Origin of the sequence: Blattabacterium cuenoti, assembly GCF_014251635.1 — a bacterium.
Classification (GTDB): Bacteria; Bacteroidota; Bacteroidia; order Flavobacteriales; family Blattabacteriaceae; genus Blattabacterium; species Blattabacterium cuenoti_S.
The window spans coordinates 281,580-308,415 of record NZ_CP059194.1 but is presented as its reverse complement, the minus strand read 5'-3'; the positions used below and the strand labels follow the sequence as shown (position 1 = coordinate 308,415).

Here is a 26,836-nt window from a genome sequence, read left to right as displayed (position 1 = left end):
TATTTTTTTCTTCTTTTAAGTTTTGGTAAATTCGTGCATATAAACACGCAAAAAATGAATACATTAATTTCAAAAAAAGCGCCTAACTTTACGGCTAGTGCGGTCTTAAATGGGAAAGAAATTGTCCAATATTTTACTTTAGAACAATTTAAAGGAAGAAAATATGTTTTGCTTTTCTTTTATCCTAAAGATTTTACTTTTGTCTGTCCTACAGAAATATATGCATTTCAAGAAAAAATTCAGGATTTTGAAATGAGAAATGTACAAATTATTGCGGTCTCTACGGATACAGAACAATCTCATTGGGCTTGGTTGCAGATGCCAAAAGAAAAAGGGGGAATACATGGAGTTACTTATCCTATTGTTTCTGATATCAATAAGACCATATCTCATAATTATGGAGTGTTGTCTGGAAACTGGATTTGCAATAATGAAGGATTGAAAGCGACGGGAGAACTAATTGCTTATAGAGGATTATTTTTAATAGATAAAGAAGGGATCGTAAGACATATTTTAATTAATGATTTTCCTTTAGGTAGAAATGTAAATGAAGCTATTCGTATGATAGATGCTCTTCAATATTACGAAAAAAGCGGAGAAGTATGTCCCGCAAATTGGACAAAAGGAAAAAAAGCGATAAAAGCTAGCCATAGCGGAATTGAAGATTATTTTTCATCTTAGTTTAAGTTTAGGAAAAATAGAGATTATACAGATCCACGACAGAAACAGCATAGATCATATAGTTTAGATTAAAATAAAAAAATGTTGAAAAAAAAAGTAGCATTTTATACCATGGGGTGTAAACTAAATTACGCAGAGACCTCAACCATAGCAAGAAAGTTTTCTAACTTATATTATCACCATGTTCCTTTCAAGAGTTATGCAGATATTTATGTGATCAATAGTTGTTCTGTGACAAAAAATGCAGAAATTGAATTTAAGCATATTATACGTTCTGCTAGAAATCTAAATTTAAAGGCTTTTATTATAGTAATAGGATGTTATGCTCAATTAAATCCTGAAGTTGTGTCTTCTATTATTGGAGTGGATCTCGTTTTAGGTTATGAAGAAAAATTTAAAATCATAGATTATGTTAATAGAAAATGGTTTTTGAAAAAAAAATACTATGCAAAGATTATTTCAAAAAAAACTTATTTTCCATCGTTTTCCGTTGGAGATAGAACTCGTTCCTTTTTAAAAATACAGGATGGATGTGATTATAAGTGCAGTTATTGCATCATTCCTATATCAAGAGGGGCCTCTCGTTCTGAGAGTATGGAAAATATATTGAAAAATATTAGATTTCTTTTTAATAAAGGGGTCAAAGAGATAGTGTTAACAGGCGTAAATATAGGCGACTATGGAAAAAATATATACGGAGAAAATCAACGGTTATATACATTTTTTGATTTAATACAAGCTATAGATCAAATACAAGAAAAAGGAAGAATACGTTTATCCTCTATAGAGCCTAATTTGTTAAAAAATGAATGTATTGAATTTTTGTCTAAAAGTAAACATTTTGTACCTCATTTTCATATACCTTTACAGTCTGGAAGCAATGATATTTTGGTAAAAATGCATAGACGTTATAGACGAGAACTTTATCAAGAAAAAGTAAAAAAAATTCGATATTTAATGCCAGATGCTTATATAGGTTCAGATCTTATTGTTGGTTTTCCTGGAGAAACACATAAACATTTTTTGGAAACTTATCATTTTTTGAATGAATTAGAAATTTCATCTTTACACATATTTACCTATTCTACTAGACCAAATACGAAATCCAGTACGATACAGAAAAATGTATCTAAAAAAATACAATGGAAACGAAATCAAGTTTTGAGAGTTCTTTCAAACAAAAAATATAGATTTTTTTGTAAAAAGCAAATTTCCACTAAAAAAACTGTATTATTCGAAAAAAATTCTCACAATAAAGAATATTTGTATGGATATACAGAAAATTATATTCGAACTAAGATCCCATTAAACTCATACAATTCTTCTATATATGAAAATACATTACAAGATGTATTAATGAAAAAAGTAGATAAGGATGGAATTATGATAGCCGAACCAATAAATTAAAAATCTAAAAATCCAATTTTTTGGGCATGTTGATGAATTTTACATCAAAAATTTCTTGAAAAGATTTTTTTACCATACGTTTCACCTCTTGAAAAGAAATCTCATTCTTTTTTAATTCTTTTTTTAAAGAAGTCACTTCTTGATTATAAATTCCACAAGGAATAATATGATTGAAATACTGCAAATCTGTATTTACATTTAAAGCAAATCCATGCATGGTTACCCAACGACTCATTCTAATTCCTATTGCACATATTTTTCTCGATTTTCCATTTTTTACATTCAACCAAACCCCTGTTTTTCCTTTTTTTCGTTCTCCCTTGATTTCATAATTTTTCCATAGAAAATGGATAATCACTTCTTCTAAAAGACGAAGATATTTATGAATATCCGTAAAAAAATAATCCATATTTAAAATGGGATATACTATCAATTGTCCAGGACCATGGTAAGTGATATCCCCTCCTCTATCTGTTTGAGAAAAAGAAACATTTATTTTTTTTAAAAAATCTGACGAAACCAACAAATGTTTATCTTTTTTCCCATTTTTACCTATAGTATATACATGAGGGTGCTCTACAAAAAGCAAATATCCTGCTTCTTGAGCAGGTATATTATGGACTTTTTTTTCTATAATATCATCAAATAATTTTTTCTGATATTTCCAAGTTTCTTCATATTCTTTTTTTCCTAAATCTTCGAAAAAAAGTATTTTTTTTTTCATAGTTTTTGAAAAATTTATATAATAAAAAAAACAAATGTACCTTCGTTTTATTCAATTCGTTCGTTTCGTATGGTGGATATACACACAAATTTATCAGAACAACAAATTATACGAAGAAAAAAACTGTCTCAACTGAAACTATTGGGAATCAATCCTTATCCATCAGAAGAATATGTAGTTACTACTACCATTTGTAATATACGAAAAAATTTTACGGAAAAAGAAACTGTAAGCATAGCTGGACGGTTAATGCGTTTTCGTATTTTAGGAAAAGCTTCTTTTGGAGAGATTAAAGACCATACAGGTTGTATGCAAATATACTTTACTCAGGATCATTTATTTTTATCTTCGGATCAAATAAAAAAAGGGGAAGCTTACAATGTTTTTTTAAAAAAACTTATAGATATAGGAGATATTATTGGAGTAAAAGGGATTTTATTTAAGACAAAAATGGATGAAATAACCATACATGTTCACAAATTCACTTTATTATCCAAATCTATCCGACCTTTACCACAAGTAAAAATGGATAAAAATAAAAAAATATATGATGCTTTTTCTAATACGGAACAACGTTATCGTATGCGTTATGTAGATCTTATAGTGAATGATCATGTAAAAGAAATTTTTTTAAAACGTACTCGTATCATTCAAAAAATAAGGAATTTTTTGGATGATAAGGGATATATAGAGGTAGATACCCCAATTCTACAATCAATTCCTGGAGGAGCTATAGCTCGTCCTTTTGAAACGTATCATAATACACTGGGTATTCCATTGTATTTACGGATAGCTAATGAACTTTATTTGAAAAGACTGATTATTGGTGGATTTCACGGGGTCTATGAATTCTCTAGAAATTTCAGAAATGAGGGGATGGATCGTATTCATAATCCAGAATTTACAGTATTAGAACTTTATGTTGCTTATAAAGATTATTACTGGATGATGAATTTTACAGAAAAATTGATGAAATGTATCTGTAATAAATTTATAAAAAAAGAAAATAATCATATTAATTTTCAAACTCCATTTCCTCGTATCCCCATATTGGATTCTATTAAAAAATATACCGGATTTGATCTTAAAGAAAAAGAAATGGGAAAAGAAGAGTTAAGAAAAGTTTGTCAAAAATTGCATATAGAAGAAAATATAAAAATGAGTAAAGCTAAATTAATTGAAAATATTTTTGAAGAAAAATGCGAAAAAAATTACATAAATCCCACTTTTATTATTGATTATCCTGTAGAAATGAGTCCTTTAACCAAAAGGCATCGTTATAAAGAAAATTTATCAGAACGTTTTGAACTCATCATAAATGGGCAAGAAATTGCTAATGCTTATTCAGAACTTAATGATCCTATCGATCAACTTAATCGTTTACGAGAGCAAATAAAGTTTTCAGATAGAAACACAAAAGACGAATCGATATCTATTGATCAAGATTTTATACGTGCTTTAGAATTCGGAATGCCTCCTACTGCAGGTATTGGTATTGGAATAGATCGTTTAGTAATGTTACTGACTCAAAAAAAATCAATTCAAGAAGTTTTATTTTTTCCACAAATGCGTCCAGAAAAAAGAGGAAAAAAATAAATCACTTCTCTTCCAATCCTAATACTTTTAATCCGTTTATTGTAGCAATTTTTACCAAATGATCTATATCATAATAATGACAAGCTTCCAACATAACTCGTAGTTCTATCCATAGATTTCCGTCAGAAAAAGGTTTATATATGTCACAAATGTTATCTGTACCAAAAGCTACTATAATTCCTTCAGGGATCATCTCATCCACTGGAGTAATAGAATTATGACTAGGAGTTAAACGTTCACTTCTGGTATGATCAATCCAAGCAATGGGACAAGATATTACCATCAAATTCGCTTTCCTCATTAATTGATATATTTTATAACGATAATCTCTAGAATGTGCCGCTAAAGAAATACTATGTATCGCTACTACCTTTCCTTGCATTCCGTGTTCAATCGTTTTTTTTACTAATTTTTCAGTTTCTTTTTCTTCACTAGTATTAAACTGATCTACATGTACATGCACAATTTTTTCTTTTTTTTTAGCTGTTTGTAATAAAATATCTAGATGTTCATCTTCTTTTCCATAATCTGTAGCGGGTAATCCACCAATAATATCCACAAATTCTATTGATTGATCGAACCAATATTTGGATTTTTTATCCAATACGCCTTTAAGAACTTGATTAGCAAAACAAATATTAATAGAATTTCCATAATTGTTTTTCAATTTTTTAGCGGCTTTCAAAGCACGATCTTCTATAATTTCATCTACATCAATAAAAGAGCACAAAGCTTGTGTTCCTTGCATTAAAAAATATTCTAAGGCTTTTTCCATACGGATATAAATATCCTCTTCTGTAGCTAAGCGTTTCATTTCATCAACCAAATACCACTTTTTTTGAAGTGGAAAATAAGAATATTTGAAATTTTTTTTTGTGAGAGTATAAGCTCTATCTAAATGAGCGTGAGCATTTACCCATCCACCTTTTTGTTTCACTTTTTCTAAAAAATTTTTTTTAGGATTCATTTTGTATTTATATTCTATTAATTTAATTAAATGTTGGAAATCCAAATAACTTTTTTAGTTATGAAAAATGGTTCTTCAAAATAATGATTTAAAGGATATTCTATCGCATGAGGAAATTCTTTTAATTCATTATAAAGATTTCCTCCTTTTAGATATAAAGCTCCATTTTTGATTCTAGAATTGGATTTGTATTTAAATTTGTTTTTTATCCAATTATGTATGATATTTATTTTGTTTACAGCTCTAGTAACCACGAAATCAAATTTATTTTCTAATTTCTCTGCACGTATCCAAATAGGATATACATTTTTTAAATGAAGATTATATATAATTTGTTCTACAATTTTAATTTTTTTTCTAATAGAATCTACTAATATAAATTTTGTATGAGGAAAAACTATGGATAAAGGAATACCAGGGAATCCCCCTCCTGTTCCTAAATCCAGAACACATGATCCAGGGTAAAAAGAAAATACTTTAGCTATTCCTAAACAAAAAAGTACGTGTTGTTGATAAAAATCGTGAAATGTTTTTCTAGAAACTAAATTCACATATGTATTCCAATACGCATATAAATTTTTTAAAGAAGACAATTTATAAATTTGTTGATCCAATAGATTTGGAAAATATTTTTTAATTAATTCCATATTAATTAATGGATAAATAAACTTGTAACCAAATTTATTTAGATTTGTAATCATTTCAATCAAACAATTCCAATAAAATAATAAATATTTATGATATGAAAAATAGATTATCACATCGATTACAGAATATATCTTATTCACAAACTATAGCTATGTCAGCTAAGGCCAGAGAATTAAAAAATAAAGGTTATGATGTTATAAACTTGAGTTTGGGAGAACCTGATTTTCTTCCCCCTAATTTTGTTTTATCTGCGGCAAAAAAAGCTATAGATCAAGGGTATCATTATTATACTCCCGTATCCGGATATTTTGAACTTAAAAAAGTAATATGCGAAAAATTCTATCGTGATAATCGTTTAAAATACACCCCTTCTCAAATTGTAGTTTCTACCGGAGCAAAACAAGCTATTATGAATGTTCTTTTATCTTTATTAAATAAAGATGATGAAGTTATTATTCCCGCTCCTTATTGGGTTAGTTATTTACAAATGGTAAAATTTTGTGAATCTTATCCTGTTATAATTCCAACAATGATGGAAAATAATTTTAAGGTTCATCCAGAACAATTAGAAAAAGCCATTACATCTAAAACAAAATTATTTCTTTTTAGTACTCCTTGTAATCCTACTGGAAGCGTTTATTCTTATGAAGAACTGAAAGATTTAGCAAAAGTTTTTAAAAAACATCCAGAAGTCATGATTCTGACTGATGAGATTTATGAACATATTTGTTACTCAAAAAAACATACTAGCATTGCTATATTTCCTGATATTTATCATCAGGTTATCACAGTTAATGGGTTATCTAAAGCTTTTTCAATGACAGGTTGGAGAATTGGATATATTGGAGCTCCAGAATGGATTGCTCAATCTTGTGATAAAATACAGGGACAGATGACATCTTGTCCCAATTCGATTGCACAAATAGCTGCTGTTACTGCATTAGCAGCCCATCCCAATAAAATAGAATATATGATCAAAGAATTTGAAAAAAGAAGAAATTTGGTTTTAGAGATGATAAAAGAAATTGATGGGTTTCAATTTTATCAACCTAATGGAGCTTTTTATATTTTTCCAAAAGTTTCAGATTTTTTTGGACGAAAATTACATGGAAAAATGATTCAAAATTCAGATGAACTTTCTGAATTTTTACTTGAAAAAACTCAAGTAGCTACCGTTAGTGGCAGTGCTTTTGGAGATAATGAATGTTTACGGATTTCTTACGCTTCATCAGAGGATAAAATCATAGAAGCTTTTACAAGAATAAAAAAGGTATTAAATTAGAATTAGAAAAATTTGGGTGGACGACCGGATTCGAACCGGCGACCCTCAGAACCACAATCTGATGCTCTAAACCAACTGAGCTACGCCCACCAAAACACAAAACAAAAGACAAAGATAATTAATTATATAAACAAAAACTTTCTATAATTTTTTTACAATATGTAAATAAATCACTATATATCCATTTTAGGATGGATGTTTTTTCTTGAATTGGATATAAAAGATGAATATTAGCACCTGCATCTAGGGTAAAATAAATATTTTTATTGCTCTGTTTTCTAAAATCCCATACCGTATAAATTACGTTCAGAGTATTGGGTTTCATCCATAAAAAATAGGGTCGAGAGGTCATGATCATAGCATGAAGAGTCAAAGCTTCATGTTCTATTAATTCTCCGAATTCTTGAAAATCTCCTATTTTTAATATAGATATAAGTCTATTCATATTTTTATTAGCACATTTAAATCTATCCTTAGCATAAGGATGATTATTCATTAATTGATGTCCTTTTGAACTTAATATTTTTTTAGGTTCATCATCTACGATTAAGATCGTATCTTCTATTTTTGTAAAAATAGAATGTACATCATATGGATATGGGATAGCATAAAGATTGTTGCTTCCTTTTATGGATTTATGATACCCCCAAACAACAAGTCCAGGATAAATAGATCTGCAAGCACTTCCAGAACCTAATCTGGATAAAAAAGAAGCTTTTTTGAAAAAAAAATCTTCTTTAAAAGAAGATACTAGTTTTTTTTCTATTTTCATGATACACAATGCTAAAGCACTCATGGAAGAAGCAGAAGAAGCAATTCCGCTACTATGTGGAAAAGTATTATAGGTTTCTATAACAAAATTCAAATCCCGTATATAGGAACAATAAAATGAAATTCTATGAAAAAATTCTAAAATTTTTGGAATAAAACTAGTTTTTTCTTTTCCTGAAAAAAATACTCTTATAGATAAATTACTTTTTTTTTTCTCTTGATAAATTAATCGCGTAACCGTGTATACTTCTCCCAAAGAATAACTAATAGACGAATTCAATGGTATTTGAATTTTATTATTATGTTTTCCCCAGTATTTTATTAAAGCGATATTAGAATGACTCTTGCTGGTGACTATTCCATTCGGGTCTATAGAATATTTTTTATTCTTATAATTATAAAAAAAACAATTTTTTTTCAAAATTCAATTACAAATCACTTTCACTTTTTATATAATCTAACATTTTTTTGTCATCGAATTCTCCTTCAGAACGAGCGATTACACAACTGGCTAACCCATTTCCTATAACATTTACGGTCGTCCTAGCCATATCCATTAATTCATCTATTCCTATAATAGCTAATATAGGCCAAGTCGGTAATCCAAAAGAAGCCACAGTAGCTAAAAGAATTACTAAAGATGCTCTAGGAACTCCAGCAACTCCTTTACTCGTTAAAATTAACGTCAGTCCTATAAATATTTGTTGACTAAAACTCAAGGGAATCCCAGATGCTTGTGCTACAAAAACAGTTGCTAAAGATAAATAAAGAGTAGTCCCATCTAAATTAAAGCTATAACCCGTAGGAATCACAAAAGCTATAATTTTTCTGGGGACACCTAATTTTTCTAAATTTTCCATAAGTAAAGGCAAGGCGGATTCGGAACTCGTAGTCGCAAACGCAAGTGATACAGGTTCAGTTAATGCTTTGACGAAACCTTTTAAAGGAACTTTAATCCAAAAAAGAATAGGAAGTAAAACAACTATCAAAAAAACTAGTAAAGCAATATAAAGAGTCAATAACAACTGAAATAAATTATATAAAATATCCAACCCCATATGTCCTACTGTATAAGCGATGGCGGATCCTACTCCTATAGGAGCAAAATACATGATAATTTTAGTAAACTTAAACATGATTTCTGAAAGACTCTCTGCAAACAGTAATATAGGGCTTCTTTTTTTATCTTCTAAGAAAACCATGGATATACCAAATACAACGGAGAAGACCACTATCGGTAATACATCTCCATGATATATAGATTTTATAAAATTTTCCGGAAATACATGAAGAATTGTGTCTTGCCAAGTTCTACTTTCTACTTTTGGTAATTGTTGTTCCGTTATTCCTGAAGGCATTACTATACCCACTCCAGCTTGGGATACATTAATTGCAATAAGACCTATAAACAAAGCTAAAGTTGTCACCACTTCAAAGTATAGTAAAGATTTCCATCCCATACTTCCTAATTGTTTAATATTAGAATGACTTGCTATTCCAACTACCAAAGTTGAAAATAATATTGGAGCAATGATAGTCTTAATCAATCTTAAAAAGATTTGAGATAAAAATCTTAGTTCTACAGCTACTTTTGGGATATCTAATCCTATTTCTATTCCTATAATAATGGATAATAAAATCCAAGTAGTTAAGTCTTTTTTCATAAAAGAATACAATATGAAAATAGATATAACGAAACATCTTAATATGCAAAGAGTAAATTTATCCAATCCTAATAAGGATTTTGATAAATGAATAAAGACATATGCTAAAACACTTAAAAAAGCTATTAATAAAACTTTTTCTTTTTTTATATTCATCCCAATACTCATTTTGTTCTTTGAAAGAATCCAATCTAAAATACTATACTATACCAAACCAAATAGGGAACAGACCCGTAGGGACTCGAACCCCAACTAACAGAACCAAAATCTGCTGTGCTACCGTTACACAACGGGTCTACGAAAAATGTAAATATATACCATTTTTTTTCAAAAACATGATAATTATATCTAAATTTGGGCTACTTTACCCTAAAAAACCTTAACCTTAAAAGGTTTCATATATAATATAAAATTATTAATTATGTCCGTAAAAATTCGTTTAAAAAGAATTGGAAAAAAACATAGACCTATTTATCATATAGTTGTAGCTGATTCTCGTGCTCCACGAAATGGAAAATTTATTGAAAAACTAGGAACTTACAATCCCCATACAAATCCTCCTTCAACTGTATTAAAAATGCAAAATGCTGTGTCCTGGTTAATGAAAGGAGCACAACCTACCAATACGGTTAAATCTATTTTTTCTAAAACCGGTGTATTATTGAAAAAACATTTATTAGAAGGAGTAAAAAAAGGCGTATTAACTGATGAAGAATCCCAAAAAAAGTTTCATACATGGTATAAAAAATATAAAATTTAGTTTACTTTAATAAGTAACATGAAAATTCTTTTGAAATATTTAATTTTACAGAAGAACAATTCATAGTCATAGAAAAATTTCCAATTCGTTCTCTTCTTAAAGAAAGTATATAAGCTCCGCTTTGAAGGGCTTTTCCAAAATCTTGGGCTACAGATCGAATATAAGTCCCCTTTCCACATTCTATAAAAAATTTTATGTAGGGAATTCCTATTTTTAGAATATGAAATTTATAAATTTTTATACGCCTAGATTTAATCACTATTTTTATTTTTTTTCTAGCATATTCATAGAATCTTTTTCCCTTTGTTTTTAACGCAGAAAAATATGGAGGATATTGATCTATTTCTCCCAAAAATCTTTTAGATATTTTTTTAATCAATTGAGGAGTAATATGCGAAGTAGAAGAAAAATTATGCTCTTCTGTTTCTGAGTCGAAAGATAAGGTTTCACAACCTAATTTCATAATACCTGTATAAACTTTTTTGAAATTTTGAATTTCATTTACTTTTTTAGTATATTTTCCTGTAAGTACAATTAATAAACCTGTAGCAAAAGGATCTAAAGTACCTGCATGTCCGATTTTTAAATTTTCTTTTGTATCAGTAAGAATAGAACTTTTTATTTTTTTAACAATGTCAAAAGAAGTCCATCCCCATGGTTTATCTACTAACAATATTTTTCCGTTTTTTAATTCTGATAAATTTTGAATCAAAATTTTCCAATTGGTTTTATTAAATAATGTACAATAAGAAAAAAAGCTCCTAAAACAATTCTATAATATCCGAAAAATTTAAAATTATTTAAATATTTTATGAAACATTTGATAGCTATCATTCCAGTGACAAAAGATACTATATTTCCTAATAACAATAATTCTATATCTTGAAATGTAAAAGAATTTAATTGAAAATAATAGTCATGTAATTTTTTACATGTAGCAATTCCAATAACAGGAACAGATAAAAAGAAAGAAAACTCAATAGCTTTTATTCTATTCACATTTTGTAACATACAAGCAATAATGGTCGTTGCACTTCTAGAGACTCCTGGAATCAGAGCCGCACATTGAAATAATCCAATAATAAAAGCTTTCAAATAAGTAATACTATTTTTTCTATCATAAAAATTTTTTTCATAAAAAATTTCTACTTTCAAAATAACGAATCCTCCTATCAAAAGAGATAAAGCAACTATGAGTGGTTTATCTAAAAAAAAATTGGTGATTTTGTTCAATAAAAAACCAAAAATTCCTACAGGGAAACTAGCTATAAAAATTTTTAGATAAAAATCTAATTTTTGAAAAAAAAACTTGTTTCTATATAAAAAAATTACTGATAAAACAGCTCCAAATTGAACAGAAATAAGAAATAAATTTGTGATTTTATTTTCTAGTATTCCCATTATATCAGCAGCAATAATCATGTGCCCTGTAGAAGAAATAGGAAAAAATTCTGTAATTCCTTCAATAATCCCTAATAGGATTGATTGAATATAATTCATATTTACTCACTTAGTTAAACAAAACAAACTAAACATCAATTTTTGCATATATCGCATTTTGTTCTATAAAATTTCTTCGTGGGGGAACTTCATCTCCCATAAGAATAGAGAAAATTTTGTCTGCTTCCGAATAATCGTCTATATTCACTTTACGTAAAGTTCTTTTTTTGGGATTCATCGTCGTTTCCCAAAGTTGTTCTGCATTCATTTCTCCTAATCCTTTGTATCGTTGTATATTGACAGATTTTCTTCCTCCTAATTTACGTATAATGTTTTCTCTTTCTTGATCATTCCAAGCATATTGATAATGATTTCCTTTTTGAATTAAATAAAGTGGAGGTGTAGCAATATAAATATGGCCTTTTTCTATTAAGGGTTTCATATAACGAAAGAATAATGTTAAAATTAAAGTAGAAATATGACTTCCATCTATATCTGCATCTGTCATAATAATAATTTTATTATATCTAAGTTTTTTAATGTTTAAAATTTTTTTGTCTTCTTCTGTACCATCTGTACCAATAGAAACTCCTAAAGAAGTAAATATATTTTTTATTTCCTCATTTTCAAATATTTTATACTGCATCGCTTTTTCAACATTGAGTATTTTCCCTCTTAAAGGTAAAATAGCTTGAAAATTCCTATCTCTTCCTTGTTTAGCTGTCCCTCCGGCAGAATCTCCTTCAACTAAATAAATTTCACAACTTTCTGGATTATTGTAAGAACAATCCGCTAATTTTCCGGGTAAAATACTACTAATGGTAGTTTTTTTCTGTATTAATTCACGAGCCTTCTTAGCGGCTTGACGCGCTTTAGCTGCTAATATAATTTTATCAATAATTTTTTTTCTATCACTAGGGTGTTCTTCTAAATAATTATACAACGTTTCTCCCACAATTTTGTCTACAATGCCTCCTACTTCATGATTACTTAATTTTGTTTTAGTTTGCCCTTCAAATTGAGGTTCCATCACTCTAACAGATATAATAGCCGTAATTCCTTCTCTAAAATCATCTCCAGTTAATTCTATTTTATTAGATAAAATACTGTATCCATCTACATATTTTTTAAACGTTCTTGTTAATGCTCTTCTGAAACCGGAAAGATGAGTTCCTCCTTCATAAGTATTTATATTGTTTACATAAGAAACAATTTTTTCTTTAAAAGAAGTATTGTATTGCATTGCAACTTCGACAATAGTATTCTCTTTTTCTTCTTCAAGAAAAAGGATATTTTTTGTTAAAGTCTCCTGATTTTTATCTAAAATTTGTAGGTATTCTTTTAATCCATTTTTAGAAAAAAAATGTTCTTTTATATTTTCTCTTTCATCTTTTAAAAATAAGTATAGACCTTTGTTTAAAAAAGATAATTCTTTTAATCGATTAGCTAAAATTTCATAATTATATATAATGGAATTAAAAATAGAATGATCTGCAAGGTAAGAAATTTTTGTTCCTTGCATATTAGTTTTTCCTAAACATTTTACAGGATAAAGGGCTTTTCCTTTTAAATATTCTTGTTGATAAATTTTTCCATTTCGATAAATTGTTACTATAAGTTTTTTAGACAGTGCATTGACACAAGAAATTCCTACGCCGTGTAATCCTCCAGAAACTTTGTAAGAATTTTTATCAAATTTACCACCTGCACCTATTTTAGTCATAACAACCTCTAGAGCCGATTTCCCTTCTTTTTTATGAATATCTATTGGGATTCCACGACCATTGTCAAGTACAGATATAAATCCATTTTTATGAATTGTAAGCCATATTTTATTGCAAAAACCTGCTAAAGCTTCATCTACAGAATTATCTATGACTTCGTATACTAAATGGTGTAAACCTCTAATTCCTACGTCCCCAATATACATGGAAGGTCTGAGTCGAATATGTTCGATTCCTTCAAGGGATTGAATACTATCTGCTGTATAATCTTTTATTGTATTATGTTTTTTATTCATATATTTTACATAAAATTTTATAGTTTTAAAGATAGAAAAAATATTATTTTGTGAAAATTTGGGGAAAAAAAACGAATTTTAGTTTCAATAAAGAAATAGAAAATTTTACTTCAAGTAAGGATTCAAAAATAGATTTGCTTTTAGCACCACATGATGTTATAGGGACTATAGCTCATGTAATTATGTTAAAAAGTATAGGATTATTAAATCAAAAAGATTTAAAAATTTTAATTCAGGAGTTGCGTAATATTTATGTTCACGAAATTTTGAAGAATAATTTTAAGATTGATGAAGGAATAGAAGATATTCATTCTCAGATAGAATTTTTGTTAACCAATCGTTTAGGAGAAGTAGGAAAAAAAATACATAGTGGGAGATCCAGAAATGATCAGATTTTGGTGGATTTGAAACTTTTTGTTCGTACAGAAATCAAAGAAATCGTATACATGGCTTATTCTTTTTTTGATTTACTATTAAAATTAAGTGAACAATATAAAAATATATTAATGCCTGGTTATACTCATTATCAAATAGCGATGCCTTCTTCTTTTGGGCTTTGGTTTGCCGCATATGCAGAAAGTTTAATAGACGATTTACTATTAATACATACCGCATATCGTATCGTAAACAAAAATCCTTTAGGTTCAGCTGCAGGTTATGGATCTTCTTTCCCTTTAAATCGAAAAATGACAACCGATTTATTGGGTTTTGAAAATTTAAATTATAATGTAGTGTATGCTCAAATGGGCCGTGGAAAAATGGAAAGAATCGTTTCAGAATCTATTTCTTCTTTGGCAAGAACTTTAAGTAAAATGGCGCAAGATATTTGCTTATATTTAAGTCAAAATTTTAATTTTATTAGTTTTCCTGATCATCTTACTACCGGATCTAGCATTATGCCTCATAAGAAAAATCCAGATGTTTTTGAGATTATACGAGCTAAATGTAATAGAATATCATCGTTACCTAATGAAATTTATTTGATTTCTTCTAATTTATGTTCTGGATATCATAGAGATTTTCAAATCATTAAAGAAAGATTTATCCCTATTTTTGAAGAAATGAAAAAATGTTTTTACATGTTTAAATATATGTTGAATCATATCATAGTAAAAAAGGATATTCTTCAGGATGAGAAGTATCAATACTTGTTTAGTGTAGAAGTCGTGAACGAGCTTGTTATTGAAAAAGGATATTCTTTTAGGGAAGCTTATCAAAAAGTTGGTTTAGATATCCAAAATGGATGTTTCAAACCCTTTACTCAGACTCAGGTTTGTTATTCCCATGAAGGAAGTATAGGAAATTTGTGTAACACACAAATTAGAAATTTAATGCAAGATATAATAAAAGAATTTGACTTTGATAAAATAAATGAAGTTATAAAACGATTAATTTATAGTGAAATTCATTTTGACGGATCCTCTAAGAATCCAATTTTCGTTTGAATTGCATGGATTTTTGATTCAACCAATCTTTTATTTTTTTATGATGTCCAGATAAAAGTATTTTTGGAACAGCCCATCCTTTATAAACTACTGGGCGAGTATAGATAGGGGGAGCGATGAAGGATTCATTTTGAAAAGAATCTGTGAGAATGGAATTTTGATTTTGTATTACTCCAGGTAATAATCGAACTATAGATTCTACAACGACAGCCGCAGCTAGTTCTCCTCCAGATAAAATATAATTTCCAATAGATATTTCTTTGGATATTAAGTGATCTCGAATTCTTTGATCAATCCCTTTATAACGTCCACAAAGAATAATAATATTTTTCTTATCAATTAAATATTGAGCATATTTTTGTGAAAATAACTTTCCATCAGGAGTCATAAAAATTTTTTCGTCATAATTTCTTTCTGATAAGAGCTTGGAAAAACACTGATCTACAGGTTCTATTCTGATAACCATACCTGATCCTCCTCCATAAGGATAATCATCTAAATTTTTTCGTTTTCCTAAACCATATTTACGCAAATCATGAACATGAATCTCTATTAAACCTTTATTAATTGCCCTTTTAATAATAGAATTGGAAAAAGGACTATGAAGAATTTCAGGCACAAGACTAACAATATCTATACGCAACGTATTATTTTTTTGTTAATATACACTTTGATAATCTAAGAATGAAACTAATGAAAAAATTCTACCTTTGTGAATAATTTATTAAAAATGAATTATATCGTATCTATAGTAGGACGACCTAATGTAGGAAAATCAACTTTGTTTAATCGTCTTGTAGGAAGAAGAAAAGCTATTGTTCATGTAACGAGTGGAGTGACAAGAGATCGTATTTATGGAAATTCAGAATGGAATGGAATAAAATTTTCTATAGTAGACACTGGTGGTTTTTCTGTTTCAAAAAATGATGTACTTGAAAAAGAAATCAAAAACCAAATTTTGATAGCGATCAAAGAATCTGATGTTATTTTATTTTTAGTAGATATAAAAACAGGAATATTAGATGCAGATATCGAAATTGCTCAAATATTAAGAAAATGTCAAAAAATAGTTTTATTAGTTGTGAATAAAGTAGATAACGTAAAATATATATATCATGATACAGATTTTTTTCGTTTAGGATTTTTTAAATATTACTGTATATCAGCTATAAATGGGAGTGGAACTGGAGAATTATTAGATAAATTAATAGAAATATTCAAACAAGAATTATTTAAAAAAAAAGAAAAAATATTGGAAAACAAGCTTTTTCCTCGTTTTTCAATAATAGGACGACCCAATGTAGGAAAATCAACTTTGATTAACTCTTTTCTTAATAAAAACCATCATATTGTTACAGATATTTCGGGAACGACCAGAGATAGTTTAGATGTATTCTACAAAAAATGGGAATATGAATGTATTTTAGTAGATACACCTGGAGTCAGAAAAAAATCTAAAATTAGAGATAACATTGAATTTTATTCTACTATGAGAACGTTTAAAACAATAGAATATGCGGATGTTTGTCTTTTAATGGTAGATGCAGGTTGTGGATGGGAAAAACAGGATATGAATATTTTTAGATTAGTGGAAAAAAATCATAAAGGTATTATAATTATTATTAATAAATGGGATTTATTTCATAAAAAAAATTCTTATACACAACAAGATTACGAATTATTTATTAGAAAAAAAATTTATCCATTTTATAATGTTCCCATTCTTTTTATATCCGCTAAAAATAAAGATGGAATACACAATATTCTCCCCATGGCTTATCAGGTTTTAAGATCCCGTGAAAACAGATTAAAAACGAATATTTTAAATAAAATTATGTTACCAATTTTTAAAAAAAATCCACCTACTCCTAAGAAAAAAAATAAATCCATAACTATAAAATATTGTACTCAGTTGCCTTCACGCACGCCAAAATTTATTTTTTTTTCTAATTTTCCTCAATACATAAAAGAATCTTATAAAAGATTTGTTGAAAATAAAATTCGTTCTCATTTTGATTTTATAGGAGTACCCATACAAATTTTTTTTAGGAAAAAATAACTTTTTAGGATTTATTTATTATCTATTGATAATATCGTGATAACACACTTAAGAGGAAAGTTAGTAGAAAAAAATCAATCTTATTTAATCATAGATTGTCATGGGGTCGGATATCATATTCATATATCCTCATATACCTATTCTTCTTCTTCTTTATTAGAAAAAGAAGGTAAAAATATTTTCATATATACTTATCTGTTTATAAAAGAAAATCAACATGTTTTGTATGGTTTTTCTGATAAAAAAGAAAGACAAATATTTTCTCATTTGATATCCGTGAATGGAATAGGGCCAAGTTCTGCTATCATGTTATTATCTTCTCTTACTCCATATGAAATAGAAAAATCTATATCTAAAGAAGATATAAAAATGTTGAACAAAGTTAAAGGAATTGGGACAAAAATAGCTAAAAGAATTATTATTGAACTAAAAGATAAAATTGAAATTATTCCTAGAAAAGGAAAAAACATAAAAAAACTATTGGAAAATACGCCTTATTTAATAAAAAAAGAAGCTTTAAGCGCTTTGAGTGTGCTGGGATTTTCTCCTCAAGAGTCTAAAACCGTTTTGGATGATATTTTAGATGAAAATCCAGAATTTTCTTTAGAAAATCTCATTAAAGAATCTTTAAAAAAAATTGTAAAATCATAAAATTATTCACTATTTAATTTATAAAAAACAAACCTTAATAATATACTTTTGTTTTTTCGTGAATTCAATAATAATACCTCTTATTATGAAACTTTTTTATCCCTCAATTATAGTGGTTCTTTTTTTCTTATCTATATTTGATCTTATTGTTGGTTTAATTAATGATGCCGTTAATTTTCTAAATTCTGCTATTGGGTCTCGAGTCGCTTCTCGTAGAACTATCATGATTTTTGCTAGTTTAGGTATTTTATTAGGAGCTTTTTTATCTAGTGGAATGATGGAAGTCGCAAGAAAAGGAGTTTTTGACCCCTCTTATTTTTATTTTTCAGATATTATTTTTATTTTTTTATCGGTAATGATATCCGATATTATTTTACTGGATATTTTTAACACTTTAGGATTGCCCACTTCAACTACAGTATCTATGGTTTTTTGTTTATTAGGAGCGGCTTTCAGTATCGCTATGATAAAAATGACATCTCCATTGAATAATGAACCCTTTCATCATTTAACTCTATACATTAAAGCGGAAAAAACATTCACCATTAGTCTAGGTATTTTTTTATCTATTATCATTTCTTTTACTTCCGGTGCTTTTATTCACTATTTCATTCGTCTTTTATTTAGTTTTGAATATGAAAGTAGATTAAAATATGTAGGGGTAATATGGAGTGCCATTTCATTGAGTAGTATGACTTATTTTCTTATTGTAAGAGGATTGCATAGTACTTTACAGGGGTTTATTGATGACAATTTAACAGGGTTTTCCTTATTGATTCAACATTTCATAAAATGGATTCACCATAATTTTTTTATCTTTTTGCTTATTTTATTTTCAACGTGGACTATTATAGCAAAGATCTTTGTTTATTTGGGATATAATATATTAAAATTTGTCGTATTATATGGGACTTTTTCTTTAGCTATGGCTTTTGCAGGAAATGATTTAGTAAATTTTATCGGGATTCCTATAGCTAGTATACAGTCTTATAATATATGGAAAGAATCGGGTAGTCCACCTGCTGAAAAATTCAATATGAAAAGTTTATCTGGAAATGTACAGGTTCCATCTTCTGTTTTAATTTTTTCAGGAATGATTATGATATTCACTCTTTGGTTTTCTAAGAAAACGAAAAATATCACGAGTACAGAAATTAATTTAAGTAGACAAAATGAAGGACCGGAAAAATTTTTATCCAATTCTTTCTCTAGAGGGATTGTTCGATTTTTTTTATATTTAGGAAATCATTTTTTTAAATTCTTTCCTAAAAGACTTCTGGTTAAAATCGAAAAAAACTTTAAGCAAAAAAAAATACAAAAAGAAGAAAGCGTTGCTTTTGATTTAGTTAGAGCTTCTGCAAATTTAACTATATCAAGTATCTTGATATCTATAGCCACAGTTCAAAAACTGCCGTTATCTACCACTTTTGTTACTTTTATGGTATCTATGGGGACATCTCTTTCAGATAGAGCCTGGGACAGAGAAAGTGCTGTTTATAGAGTTTCAGGGGTATTAAAAGTCATAAGAGGATGGTTCTTAACTGGTTTAATCGCCTTTACTATGGCAGGGATCACGGCTGCTGTTTTATACTTTTTTAAAATATGGGCTTTATCCTTTCTTATTTTTTTGATTTTATTTGTTTTTTATAGAAGTTATAAAAACTATAATAAAATGCAAGATCAAAAAATAGAAGAAAAACCGTTTTTTGGTATAGTAAATCTAACTTTAGAAGCCACTTTAGACAAAACCTTCGATATTCTAAAACCAACACTTGAATATATTGAAAGTATTTACAAAAATAGTATAGAAGGAATCACTCAGGAAAATTTAAAAATTCTTAAAGAGAGTAGAAATAATTTTTTAAAAGTAAAAGATAATTTTACTAATATACATAACTCTCTTATTAAAGTAATTAGAAAAACGAAAAATCATGAACCGATTGCTGGAATCCTTTATCTGCATATATACAACAAAACTAAAGAAATTATTGAATCTTCAGATATCATTACGAATCATACATTGTTTCATGTAATCAATAGTCATAAACCTTTAAAATATCAGCAAAAGAAAAATTTGCTAACGCTTGAGCGTTTTATGATTGAACATTTCAACATTATAAAAAGAATAATAACAGACAGAAATTTTAAAAAAATTCAATTTCCTTGTTCTATACAAAATCAAATTATAAAAAAAATTGAAGAGCAAATGAATCAACAAGTAAGGGGGATTATACATAATAAATATGGAACAAAAAATACTTTTTTGATGTTAGATCTTCTTTTACAATCAAAAAAAATCACGGAAAGTATAGAAGAAATCATTCTATTGTATCACGATGCATCATCCCATATTTCATCCAAAAAAGACGCATCTTTTTTAGCTTTCTAGAAAATGGGGGGTCATGATATTACATCCTCGCATATCTGAAAAATCCATTCTTCCTAATACTTCGAATTCATTTTCATTTATTTTTTTCCCCAAATCTTGGGTAGAAATAAAAGGACAAGATAAATAATTTGATAAATCTATAATATCAATCCCTCCTATTTTATTATTATCTATATGTATAAAAGGATCTTCAGGATCTCTTATATATATTTTCATCCAAGGAGGACATTGAAATATCCCGTTTTTTTTTGCATATGCTTGAGAAAGTAATTCTGTCATTCCATATTCTGAATGAATATCCTTTACACAAAAAAAATTTTTTAATTTATTGTGTAATTCTTCTCTAATGATTTCTTTTCTCTTTCCCTTCATTCCTCCTGTTTCCATAATTATGACTTTGTTTTGATATTCCTTCTTTTTAAAAGAAAAAGGAATCAGATAATTATATTTTTCTATAAAATCCAATAAAAAAAAACTAAGTCCAAAAATGAAAATATTTTTATTATTTCGATTAGGAATAAGATGGATATCTTTATTATAATTATTAGAGGAATAAGGAAAAGGAACAAAATGACTCCCATTTTGATAAGTTTTTTGTATCAAATGCTTTACCATATAAATTAAAGAAGAATCCTTTCGATCTGTGGGAAAAAATCCTAAAAACTTAAATTTTTCTATTGAACCATAAAAAAACTCAAAGCTTTTTATAATGCTTTCAATATAAACACTCAAACTTTTCACATAATGTTGACTCCTGATCCCAGGAGTAGTTCCGCTGCTAGTAAAAATGATATCGTAACAATCCCCTGTTCTTGTTGTATTACAACTACTCAAAATACGATGCGTTTTAAAAAAAGAAATAGGTAAAAAAGGAATTTTAGAAATATTTTTGATTTCAAATGGATTAACCTCTAAGTATTGAAGATAATTTTTATAAATTTTGTTATTTTTAATTTGATAACGGAATATATCCCATGTTAAATTATAAAATTCTTTTTTTGATAATATAGAAAAAATTTTTTTTTTAAAATTCATAAAATTTGAAATATAATTCTTTCAACTTATTGAATAAAGATCCTTTTTGATAGAAAATAAATTGAAATCCTTTTTCAAAGGAATTATTAAGAAAATTATAAGGAAAGAGGTCTATTTTTTTATTTGCTTCTTTTAAGAAAAGAATACATATTGAAAGATAAAAAAAATATTTCATCATGCCTAATATTCCCCCCCCCAATCTATCTATAGGTTTCATCCATGTGATAATCATTATGAATTCTATAATTTTTTTAATAATAAAAGCTATAATAATAATAGAAAAAAACGAAATTATTATAGAATAAATTATCAATTGATTCGGTTCTTTATATTTTGATAATATTTCTTTAAAAAAATTAAATATATAAAAACCTTTTAAAATTAAAATAAAAAATATCATAAATATGAATAATTGAGAAATTAAACCTTTTTTATATCCACGATATCCTCCATATAAAATTAGAATTATAATAATTATATCTAACATAACTATTAACATAACTATTTTTTAATATACTAAAAATAAAATGGAAAAAAAATTTATGCAACAATTTCATATTAATTGGAATAAAGTCATGTCATATATACAAAGTAATTTTTCTATAGAAGGAAAGATTGATATAATTGGAATTATTTATCTAATAGGAATTCAAGAATTAGGAAAAGGCAATAATCAGTTTTTTAATAAAGAAGATAAAATCAATATTCTACATATTGCAATATGTAGAATACTAGAACCTTTTGGTTATTATTCTTTTCTTGGAAAAGATAAAGAAGGGTGGCCTCATTATATATTGAAAAATAAGATTCCTTTTAATCAGGGAGAACAATTATTTTTAATTAAAAAAGCTATTATTCGTTACATGAATGACGAAAATATTCTGGAATAAATATGGATAAAAAAATAGATCAAATTAAAAAAGAAATCAAATGTTTTCATATGAAAACATATAATGATTTAGAAATATTCAGAATTAAATTTTTAGGAAAAAAAAAGGGAATTTTAACAATTTTATTTAAAGAATTAAAAGAAGTTTCTATTCAGAAAAGAAAAATTTATGGAAAAATTATTAATGAGTTAAAAAAAGAAGTTCAAAATAAAATAAAAATTTTTTATTCAAAAAATGAAATTCATAATAATAATGAGAAAATACTTAAATTCGATCCTACTATACCGGGAAAATCGATAGAAATTGGATCTAGACACCCCCTTTCTATTATAAAAAACAAAATAATAGATCTTTTTATGAAGATAGGATTTACTTATGTAGATGGACCAGAAATAGAGGATGATTGGCATAATTTCACTGCTTTAAACATTCCTATTTTTCATCCATCTAGAGATATGCAAGATACATTTTTTTTGTGCAAAAATCCAGATATTTTATTGCGCACACATACTTCTTCCGTGCAAATACGGTATATGAAGAAACATAGTCCGCCTTTTCGTGTCTTGTCTATAGGAAAAGTGTATAGAAACGAAACCATTTCATCACGTTCTAATTTCATGTTTCATCAAGCGGAAGGATTTTATATAGACAGAAAAGTCTCTTTTTCTGATTTGAAACAAACGATTTATTATTTGATCAATTCTCTTTTTGGAGAAGCAAAGATTAGATTTCGTCCTTCTTATTTTCCCTTTACAGAACCTAGTGCGGAAGTAGATATCTATTGTGATAGTGGATGGATAGAAATCATGGGTTGTGGTATGATAGACCCCCAAGTTTTGAAAAACGTAAATATTGATTCAGAACTTTATTCTGGATTTGCTTTTGGATTGGGAATTGAACGTTTATCTTTAATAATTTATCAAATGAAAGATATTAGAATTTATTTTGATAATGATATTCGTTTTTTAAAACAATTTAAAAGTGAGTTTTAGATTTAGATTGTCTTTGTCTGAAGATCTCATATAAAATAACACCACAAGCTACAGATACGTTTAAAGATGAAATTCCTTTTATTGATGGAATTTTTGCTTTTTCGTAGGAAATTTTTAAATACTTTGAAGAAATTCCTTTTTCTTCATTTCCTAGTATTAAAGCCGTTGGTCCTGAAAAATCAATATTATACCAATGTATATCAGATTTTTCTGTAGCAGAAACAATTTTCAATCCAGAATTTTTCAAAAATTCTATTGTGTTTAATATGTTTTTTTCTTTACATATTGGAACTTTGAATAAAGCACCTGAAGAAGTTTTGATAGAATCAGATCCAATCATAGCTGTATCTTTTTTTGGAATAATGATAGCATCTGCTCCTGCGCATGCAGCGGTCCGTATTATAGATCCAAAATTTCTTACATCTGTAATTCTATCTAAAATGATCAAAAGTGGATTTTTTCCTTTCTCATAAAATACAGGAAGCAAATCTTCTATGTTATAAGTTTCTATGGGAGAAAGTATAGCAAAAACTCCTTGATGATTTTTATTTTTCAATTGATAAAATTTTTGTTTTGAAACGGTTTGAATCGGAATATGCTCTTCTTTGGAAAGATTTATTAATTTTTTGTAAGCATTTGATACTTGCCTTAATCCTTTTTGAAAAAAAAGCTTTCTAATGTTTTTTTTAGCTATAATTGCTTCGATCAATGGATGTATTCCATAAACAATTTCTAATTTTTTCATAATACCATAATATATTATTTTTTATTGTCAAAAATTTTAATAAAATATTTATTAAATAAATTTTTTATAATGAATCGTGTAATATTTCTTCCAAAAGAAAATATGATAATAAAAATTAAAAGATATAAAATAGTTAAAATTCCAAATCCTATAACATAATTACCAAAGTAAAAAGAAAGGAAAAAACATAAAGAAAGGCTTGCTAAAAAAAAAATAATAATGCAAAATATTAATAATATAAAATTCAAAAAAACCTCTGTCATGATGGAAATCAGTATTCGAATGACTTCATTTCTAAAAATGCACCATTTTTTATGGATAAAATTTCTAATAAAGATGAACATTTTAAAACAATGAAAAACTTATTTAGTTTTAAGTTCCTAATTCATCTTCTACTTGATCCATTTTCTCTATTTTATTTTTTTTCCACTTAGCTTCAAAATCGGATTTAATTTTATGCACTTTTTTTCCAATTTTTTTACCAATTTCCTGTAAATTATCTCTTAGCTCTTCTGTTTTTTTTTCTAATATATTTTTGATTTTTTCCTCTTTTCTTGGAGTTAGTATGATTCCCATTATTAACCCAGCCATGGTCCCCAAAATAATTCCCAAAAAAAAACTTCCTCCTTTTTTCATAATAACAATTTTATATTTTTGATGGATAAATTTAATCATACAATATTTACGTACAAAATTGTATTTATGTATTTATGAAATATTTTTCACATGTTCATTAAAAAACACTTTTCTCTAAAAAAATTTAATACATTTGGAATAAATGTTTATGCTCGTTATTTTGTAGAAGTGAAAAGTATAGAAGAAATTCAAAAAATTTTTGATATATATCCATACATTTCAAAACTATTTTTAGGAAATGGAACCAATATTCTTTTTTTAAAAAATTATTACCCAGGATTAGTAATGAAAGTGGGAATGAAAGGAAAAAAAGTGGTAAAAGAAAATGATTATGAAGTCATTGTTCAAGCTTACGCTGGAGAAAACTGGAATGAATTTGTAAACTGGACGATCAAAAAAGGATTTAGTGGTTTAGAAAACCTATCATTTATTCCTGGTACAGTTGGAGCTTCTCCTATTCAAAACATTGGAGCATATGGAGCAGAAGTAAAAGATACTTTGATAAAAGTACAAGCATATGAAATAGATAATAGAAAAATAAGAGAATTTACACGTGAAGAATGTCAATTAAAATATCGTTATTCTTTCTTTAAGCATCCTCATTATAAAAATAAATTTCTTATTTTATCTGTTTTTTTTCTTTTAAGAAAGAAATTTCAACAATTAAATACATCTTATGTAGAAATTAAAGAAGAATTAGAAAATATGAATATTAAAATACCTACTATTCAAGATTTAAGTCAGGCAATTTTTAATATTAGACACAGGAAACTTCCAAATCCAAAAAAAATTGGAAATGCTGGTAGTTTTTTTATAAATCCTATAGTAGGGGTTTTGTATTTTACAAAAATCAAACATCAATATCCTACCATTACAGGTTATAGCATTTCTAATCAAAAAGTAAAACTATCTGCTAATTCATTAATTGAAAATATAGGATGGAAAGGAAAAAAAATTGGAAATGTAGGAACATATGAAAAAAAACCTATTATTTTAGTAAACTATGGAAAAGCTACTGGAATGGAGATATATTCTGTTTCAGAAAAAATAACGAAAAACATAAAAAAAAAATTTGGGATACCTTTATCTATAGAAGTAAATGTCATACAATAAGTCAAAATGAATCAAATGAAATGATAAAAATAAATAATGAAACAATTTACCTTTGTTTTATTTTTCCCTTTTTATTGGGGGGGTTCTATTCGTGTAACTTGAATTTGTATCAATGACTATGACTTTAGAAAAATCAAAACAATACATACAAAACAAAATAAAAGAAAAACCTGATTTTGGAATTTTATTATTAGGAAGTCAATTTGATAAATTGATAGAGGAAATAAAAAATCCTATATGCATTTCTTATGAAGAAATCCCTATTTTTTCTAAAAAAAATTTGTATGGAAAATTTTATTTCGGTAAAATAGAAGAAAAGAATGTGGTTTGTTTAAACGAACCTTTTTATGAAGAAAATAGAACGAACAATTTCCCTATTGTATTGTGTAAAAATATAGGAATAGATAAATTAATATTGATTAATATTTCTGGTGGAGTCAATCCCAATTACAAAATGGGAGATGTGATGTTAGTTAAGGATCATATTAATTTTTTTCCAGAAAATCCTGATATAAAAGAGTTTATAAAAAATAGATTCTTTGAAATTACAGAACCATATGATAAAAAAATGATAGAAATTGCAGAAAATATCGCGATGAATCATAATATCATTATTCAAAAAGGAGTATATGTTGCTTATCCTTATCCTAATTATAAAACCTGTGCAGAATATGCTATGATACGATCTATGGGAGGGGATAGTGTAGGCATGAATATAGTAACAGATGTCATAACAGCCAGATGTATGAATTTACGAGTATTTGCTATATCCGTTGTTATGGGATTATATGAAAAACTTAATTCAAAAAAAATAAATTTTATGAATCCATTTTTTTATAATTATAAAGAAACAGAAAAATCTATGTCTCTCCTAATATTAATAGTAAAAGAATTTATAAAACTTTGTTTATAAATAAATAA

General features: G+C 27.1%; 26 protein-coding genes and 2 tRNA genes. 13 read left to right on the top strand and 15 right to left on the bottom strand.

The genetic code is table 11. From position 1 onward, the window contains the following. Positions 1 to 54: 54 nt before the first annotated feature. Both H0H64_RS01470 and mtaB read left to right on the top strand, forming a co-directional pair. Positions 55 to 681, top strand: coding sequence for a peroxiredoxin (locus H0H64_RS01470; RefSeq protein ID WP_185857575.1), 627 nt, complete (start codon positions 55 to 57; stop codon positions 679 to 681). Between the two features lie 81 nt (positions 682 to 762). Further along, positions 763 to 2,088 (top strand): tRNA (N(6)-L-threonylcarbamoyladenosine(37)-C(2))-methylthiotransferase MtaB, encoded by a 1,326-nt coding sequence (gene mtaB, locus H0H64_RS01465; RefSeq protein WP_185857574.1) that lies wholly within the window; start codon positions 763 to 765, stop codon positions 2,086 to 2,088. Between the two features lie 4 nt (positions 2,089 to 2,092). Here mtaB and lipB read toward each other — a convergent pair whose 3' ends face one another. Then, on the bottom strand, positions 2,093 to 2,812 hold the full coding sequence (lipB, locus tag H0H64_RS01460; RefSeq protein WP_185857573.1) for a lipoyl(octanoyl) transferase LipB: 720 nt from the start codon (positions 2,810 to 2,812) through the stop codon (positions 2,093 to 2,095). 69 nt (positions 2,813 to 2,881) lie between these two features. Here lipB and lysS point away from each other — a divergent pair, with 69 nt between their 5' ends. Then, on the top strand, positions 2,882 to 4,408 hold the full coding sequence (lysS, locus tag H0H64_RS01455; protein ID WP_185857572.1) for a lysine--tRNA ligase: 1,527 nt from the start codon (positions 2,882 to 2,884) through the stop codon (positions 4,406 to 4,408). 1 nt (position 4,409) lies between these two features. On the opposite strand, the gene H0H64_RS01450 is transcribed toward lysS, so the two are convergent. Further along, a complete protein-coding gene (locus H0H64_RS01450; RefSeq protein WP_185857571.1) occupies positions 4,410 to 5,375 on the bottom strand; it encodes an amidohydrolase family protein in 966 nt (321 codons plus the stop codon). Between the two features lie 26 nt (positions 5,376 to 5,401). Then, positions 5,402 to 6,022: a 16S rRNA (guanine(527)-N(7))-methyltransferase RsmG gene (gene rsmG, locus H0H64_RS01445; protein ID WP_185857570.1), complete on the bottom strand. Its 621-nt coding sequence runs from the start codon at positions 6,020 to 6,022 to the stop codon at positions 5,402 to 5,404. A gap of 95 nt (positions 6,023 to 6,117) precedes the next feature. Here rsmG and H0H64_RS01440 point away from each other — a divergent pair, with 95 nt between their 5' ends. Next, entirely contained in the window at positions 6,118 to 7,305 is a 1,188-nt protein-coding gene (locus tag H0H64_RS01440; RefSeq protein WP_185857569.1) for a pyridoxal phosphate-dependent aminotransferase, read from the top strand. A gap of 15 nt (positions 7,306 to 7,320) precedes the next feature. Here the strand turns inward: H0H64_RS01440 and H0H64_RS01435 are convergent. From H0H64_RS01435 to H0H64_RS01420, 4 genes are all read right to left on the bottom strand, one after another. After that, positions 7,321 to 7,395, bottom strand: a tRNA-His gene (locus tag H0H64_RS01435). A gap of 28 nt (positions 7,396 to 7,423) precedes the next feature. After that, complete coding sequence (locus tag H0H64_RS01430; protein ID WP_185857568.1) at positions 7,424 to 8,497, bottom strand: diphosphomevalonate/mevalonate 3,5-bisphosphate decarboxylase family protein; 1,074 nt, start codon at positions 8,495 to 8,497, stop codon at positions 7,424 to 7,426. A 7-nt stretch (positions 8,498 to 8,504) separates the two neighbouring features. Beyond that, the gene (locus H0H64_RS01425) at positions 8,505 to 9,908 is read right to left on the bottom strand and encodes a dicarboxylate/amino acid:cation symporter (RefSeq protein WP_185857567.1); all 1,404 of its coding nucleotides are present in this window, start codon (positions 9,906 to 9,908) and stop codon (positions 8,505 to 8,507) included. A gap of 58 nt (positions 9,909 to 9,966) precedes the next feature. After that, positions 9,967 to 10,037: transfer RNA gene (locus tag H0H64_RS01420), tRNA-Gln, on the bottom strand. A gap of 124 nt (positions 10,038 to 10,161) precedes the next feature. On the opposite strand from H0H64_RS01420, the gene rpsP reads away from it, so the two are divergent. Further along, positions 10,162 to 10,500, top strand: a complete 339-nt coding sequence (rpsP, locus tag H0H64_RS01415; RefSeq protein WP_185857566.1) for a 30S ribosomal protein S16 — start codon at positions 10,162 to 10,164, stop codon at positions 10,498 to 10,500. Between the two features lies 1 nt (position 10,501). Here rpsP and truB read toward each other — a convergent pair whose 3' ends face one another. From truB to gyrB, 3 genes are read right to left on the bottom strand one after another with little or no spacing between them, the layout of a single operon-like run. Then, a complete protein-coding gene (gene truB / locus H0H64_RS01410) occupies positions 10,502 to 11,212 on the bottom strand; it encodes a tRNA pseudouridine(55) synthase TruB (RefSeq protein ID WP_185857565.1) in 711 nt (236 codons plus the stop codon). Beyond that, a complete protein-coding gene (locus tag H0H64_RS01405) occupies positions 11,209 to 12,000 on the bottom strand; it encodes an undecaprenyl-diphosphate phosphatase (protein WP_185857564.1) in 792 nt (263 codons plus the stop codon). The genes truB and H0H64_RS01405 overlap by 4 nt, the downstream gene beginning before the upstream one ends. A 28-nt stretch (positions 12,001 to 12,028) precedes the next feature. Beyond that, complete coding sequence (gene gyrB / locus H0H64_RS01400) at positions 12,029 to 13,960, bottom strand: DNA topoisomerase (ATP-hydrolyzing) subunit B (RefSeq protein ID WP_185857563.1); 1,932 nt, start codon at positions 13,958 to 13,960, stop codon at positions 12,029 to 12,031. A 50-nt stretch (positions 13,961 to 14,010) separates the two neighbouring features. Here gyrB and argH point away from each other — a divergent pair, with 50 nt between their 5' ends. Beyond that, entirely contained in the window at positions 14,011 to 15,405 is a 1,395-nt protein-coding gene (gene argH / locus H0H64_RS01395; protein ID WP_185857562.1) for an argininosuccinate lyase, read from the top strand. Here argH and trmD read toward each other — a convergent pair. Continuing rightward, complete coding sequence (trmD, locus tag H0H64_RS01390) at positions 15,383 to 16,048, bottom strand: tRNA (guanosine(37)-N1)-methyltransferase TrmD (protein ID WP_185857561.1); 666 nt, start codon at positions 16,046 to 16,048, stop codon at positions 15,383 to 15,385. The genes argH and trmD overlap by 23 nt on opposite strands. Before the next feature lie 87 nt (positions 16,049 to 16,135). Here trmD and der point away from each other — a divergent pair, with 87 nt between their 5' ends. The 3 genes from der to H0H64_RS01375 all read left to right on the top strand — a co-directional run bounded on the left by der (position 16,136) and on the right by H0H64_RS01375 (position 20,504). Continuing rightward, a complete protein-coding gene (gene der, locus H0H64_RS01385; protein WP_185857560.1) occupies positions 16,136 to 17,464 on the top strand; it encodes a ribosome biogenesis GTPase Der in 1,329 nt (442 codons plus the stop codon). 36 nt (positions 17,465 to 17,500) lie between these two features. Further along, entirely contained in the window at positions 17,501 to 18,115 is a 615-nt protein-coding gene (gene ruvA / locus H0H64_RS01380) for a Holliday junction branch migration protein RuvA (RefSeq protein WP_185857559.1), read from the top strand. An 85-nt stretch (positions 18,116 to 18,200) separates the two neighbouring features. Beyond that, positions 18,201 to 20,504: an inorganic phosphate transporter gene (locus H0H64_RS01375; protein ID WP_185857558.1), complete on the top strand. Its 2,304-nt coding sequence runs from the start codon at positions 18,201 to 18,203 to the stop codon at positions 20,502 to 20,504. Here the strand turns inward: H0H64_RS01375 and H0H64_RS01370 are convergent. Both H0H64_RS01370 and H0H64_RS01365 read right to left on the bottom strand, forming a co-directional pair. Then, a complete protein-coding gene (locus H0H64_RS01370; protein ID WP_185857557.1) occupies positions 20,493 to 21,539 on the bottom strand; it encodes a LuxE family acyl-protein synthetase/acyl-CoA reductase in 1,047 nt (348 codons plus the stop codon). The genes H0H64_RS01375 and H0H64_RS01370 overlap by 12 nt on opposite strands. Next, on the bottom strand, positions 21,529 to 22,026 hold the full coding sequence (locus H0H64_RS01365) for a CvpA family protein (RefSeq protein WP_185857556.1): 498 nt from the start codon (positions 22,024 to 22,026) through the stop codon (positions 21,529 to 21,531). The genes H0H64_RS01370 and H0H64_RS01365 overlap by 11 nt, the downstream gene beginning before the upstream one ends. Before the next feature lie 40 nt (positions 22,027 to 22,066). On the opposite strand from H0H64_RS01365, the gene H0H64_RS01360 reads away from it, so the two are divergent. Next, entirely contained in the window at positions 22,067 to 22,429 is a 363-nt protein-coding gene (locus H0H64_RS01360) for a hypothetical protein (protein WP_185857555.1), read from the top strand. Positions 22,430 to 22,431: 2 nt separating this feature from the next. Next, positions 22,432 to 23,421: a phenylalanine--tRNA ligase subunit alpha gene (gene pheS / locus H0H64_RS01355; RefSeq protein WP_185857554.1), complete on the top strand. Its 990-nt coding sequence runs from the start codon at positions 22,432 to 22,434 to the stop codon at positions 23,419 to 23,421. Here the strand turns inward: pheS and rlmB are convergent. Together rlmB and H0H64_RS01345 are read right to left on the bottom strand one after the other, a co-directional pair. Next, on the bottom strand, positions 23,405 to 24,166 hold the full coding sequence (rlmB, locus tag H0H64_RS01350) for a 23S rRNA (guanosine(2251)-2'-O)-methyltransferase RlmB (protein ID WP_185857553.1): 762 nt from the start codon (positions 24,164 to 24,166) through the stop codon (positions 23,405 to 23,407). The genes pheS and rlmB overlap by 17 nt on opposite strands. A 372-nt stretch (positions 24,167 to 24,538) precedes the next feature. Further along, positions 24,539 to 24,841 carry a YtxH domain-containing protein gene (locus tag H0H64_RS01345; RefSeq protein ID WP_238784999.1) on the bottom strand — a complete coding sequence of 101 codons (303 nt, stop codon included), beginning with the start codon at positions 24,839 to 24,841 and terminating at the stop codon, positions 24,539 to 24,541. 51 nt (positions 24,842 to 24,892) lie between these two features. On the opposite strand from H0H64_RS01345, the gene murB reads away from it, so the two are divergent. Beyond that, positions 24,893 to 25,915 carry a UDP-N-acetylmuramate dehydrogenase gene (murB, locus tag H0H64_RS01340; RefSeq protein WP_185857552.1) on the top strand — a complete coding sequence of 341 codons (1,023 nt, stop codon included), beginning with the start codon at positions 24,893 to 24,895 and terminating at the stop codon, positions 25,913 to 25,915. 112 nt (positions 25,916 to 26,027) lie between these two features. Further along, the gene (locus tag H0H64_RS01335; RefSeq protein WP_238784998.1) at positions 26,028 to 26,828 is read left to right on the top strand and encodes a purine-nucleoside phosphorylase; all 801 of its coding nucleotides are present in this window, start codon (positions 26,028 to 26,030) and stop codon (positions 26,826 to 26,828) included. Positions 26,829 to 26,836 lie beyond the last annotated feature (8 nt).

Excerpts from the sequence above, each read along its gene's own strand:
- H0H64_RS01470 (WP_185857575.1), top strand. The coding sequence starts at position 55 with ATGAATACATTAATTTCAAAAAAAGCGCCTAACTTTACGGCTAGTGCG.
- mtaB (WP_185857574.1), top strand. The coding sequence starts at position 763 with ATGTTGAAAAAAAAAGTAGCATTTTATACCATGGGGTGTAAACTAAAT.
- lipB (WP_185857573.1), bottom strand. The coding sequence starts at position 2,812 with ATGAAAAAAAAAATACTTTTTTTCGAAGATTTAGGAAAAAAAGAATAT.
- lysS (WP_185857572.1), top strand. The coding sequence starts at position 2,882 with ATGGTGGATATACACACAAATTTATCAGAACAACAAATTATACGAAGA.
- H0H64_RS01450 (WP_185857571.1), bottom strand. The coding sequence starts at position 5,375 with ATGAATCCTAAAAAAAATTTTTTAGAAAAAGTGAAACAAAAAGGTGGA.
- rsmG (WP_185857570.1), bottom strand. The coding sequence starts at position 6,022 with ATGGAATTAATTAAAAAATATTTTCCAAATCTATTGGATCAACAAATT.
- H0H64_RS01440 (WP_185857569.1), top strand. The coding sequence starts at position 6,118 with ATGAAAAATAGATTATCACATCGATTACAGAATATATCTTATTCACAA.
- H0H64_RS01425 (WP_185857567.1), bottom strand. The coding sequence starts at position 9,908 with ATGAGTATTGGGATGAATATAAAAAAAGAAAAAGTTTTATTAATAGCT.
- rpsP (WP_185857566.1), top strand. The coding sequence starts at position 10,162 with ATGTCCGTAAAAATTCGTTTAAAAAGAATTGGAAAAAAACATAGACCT.
- H0H64_RS01405 (WP_185857564.1), bottom strand. The coding sequence starts at position 12,000 with ATGAATTATATTCAATCAATCCTATTAGGGATTATTGAAGGAATTACA.
- gyrB (WP_185857563.1), bottom strand. The coding sequence starts at position 13,960 with ATGAATAAAAAACATAATACAATAAAAGATTATACAGCAGATAGTATT.
- der (WP_185857560.1), top strand. The coding sequence starts at position 16,136 with ATGAATTATATCGTATCTATAGTAGGACGACCTAATGTAGGAAAATCA.
- H0H64_RS01375 (WP_185857558.1), top strand. The coding sequence starts at position 18,201 with ATGAAACTTTTTTATCCCTCAATTATAGTGGTTCTTTTTTTCTTATCT.
- H0H64_RS01370 (WP_185857557.1), bottom strand. The coding sequence starts at position 21,539 with ATGAATTTTAAAAAAAAAATTTTTTCTATATTATCAAAAAAAGAATTT.
- H0H64_RS01365 (WP_185857556.1), bottom strand. The coding sequence starts at position 22,026 with ATGTTAGATATAATTATTATAATTCTAATTTTATATGGAGGATATCGT.
- H0H64_RS01360 (WP_185857555.1), top strand. The coding sequence starts at position 22,067 with ATGGAAAAAAAATTTATGCAACAATTTCATATTAATTGGAATAAAGTC.
- pheS (WP_185857554.1), top strand. The coding sequence starts at position 22,432 with ATGGATAAAAAAATAGATCAAATTAAAAAAGAAATCAAATGTTTTCAT.
- rlmB (WP_185857553.1), bottom strand. The coding sequence starts at position 24,166 with ATGAAAAAATTAGAAATTGTTTATGGAATACATCCATTGATCGAAGCA.
- H0H64_RS01345 (WP_238784999.1), bottom strand. The coding sequence starts at position 24,841 with ATGATTAAATTTATCCATCAAAAATATAAAATTGTTATTATGAAAAAA.
- murB (WP_185857552.1), top strand. The coding sequence starts at position 24,893 with ATGTTCATTAAAAAACACTTTTCTCTAAAAAAATTTAATACATTTGGA.
- H0H64_RS01335 (WP_238784998.1), top strand. The coding sequence starts at position 26,028 with ATGACTATGACTTTAGAAAAATCAAAACAATACATACAAAACAAAATA.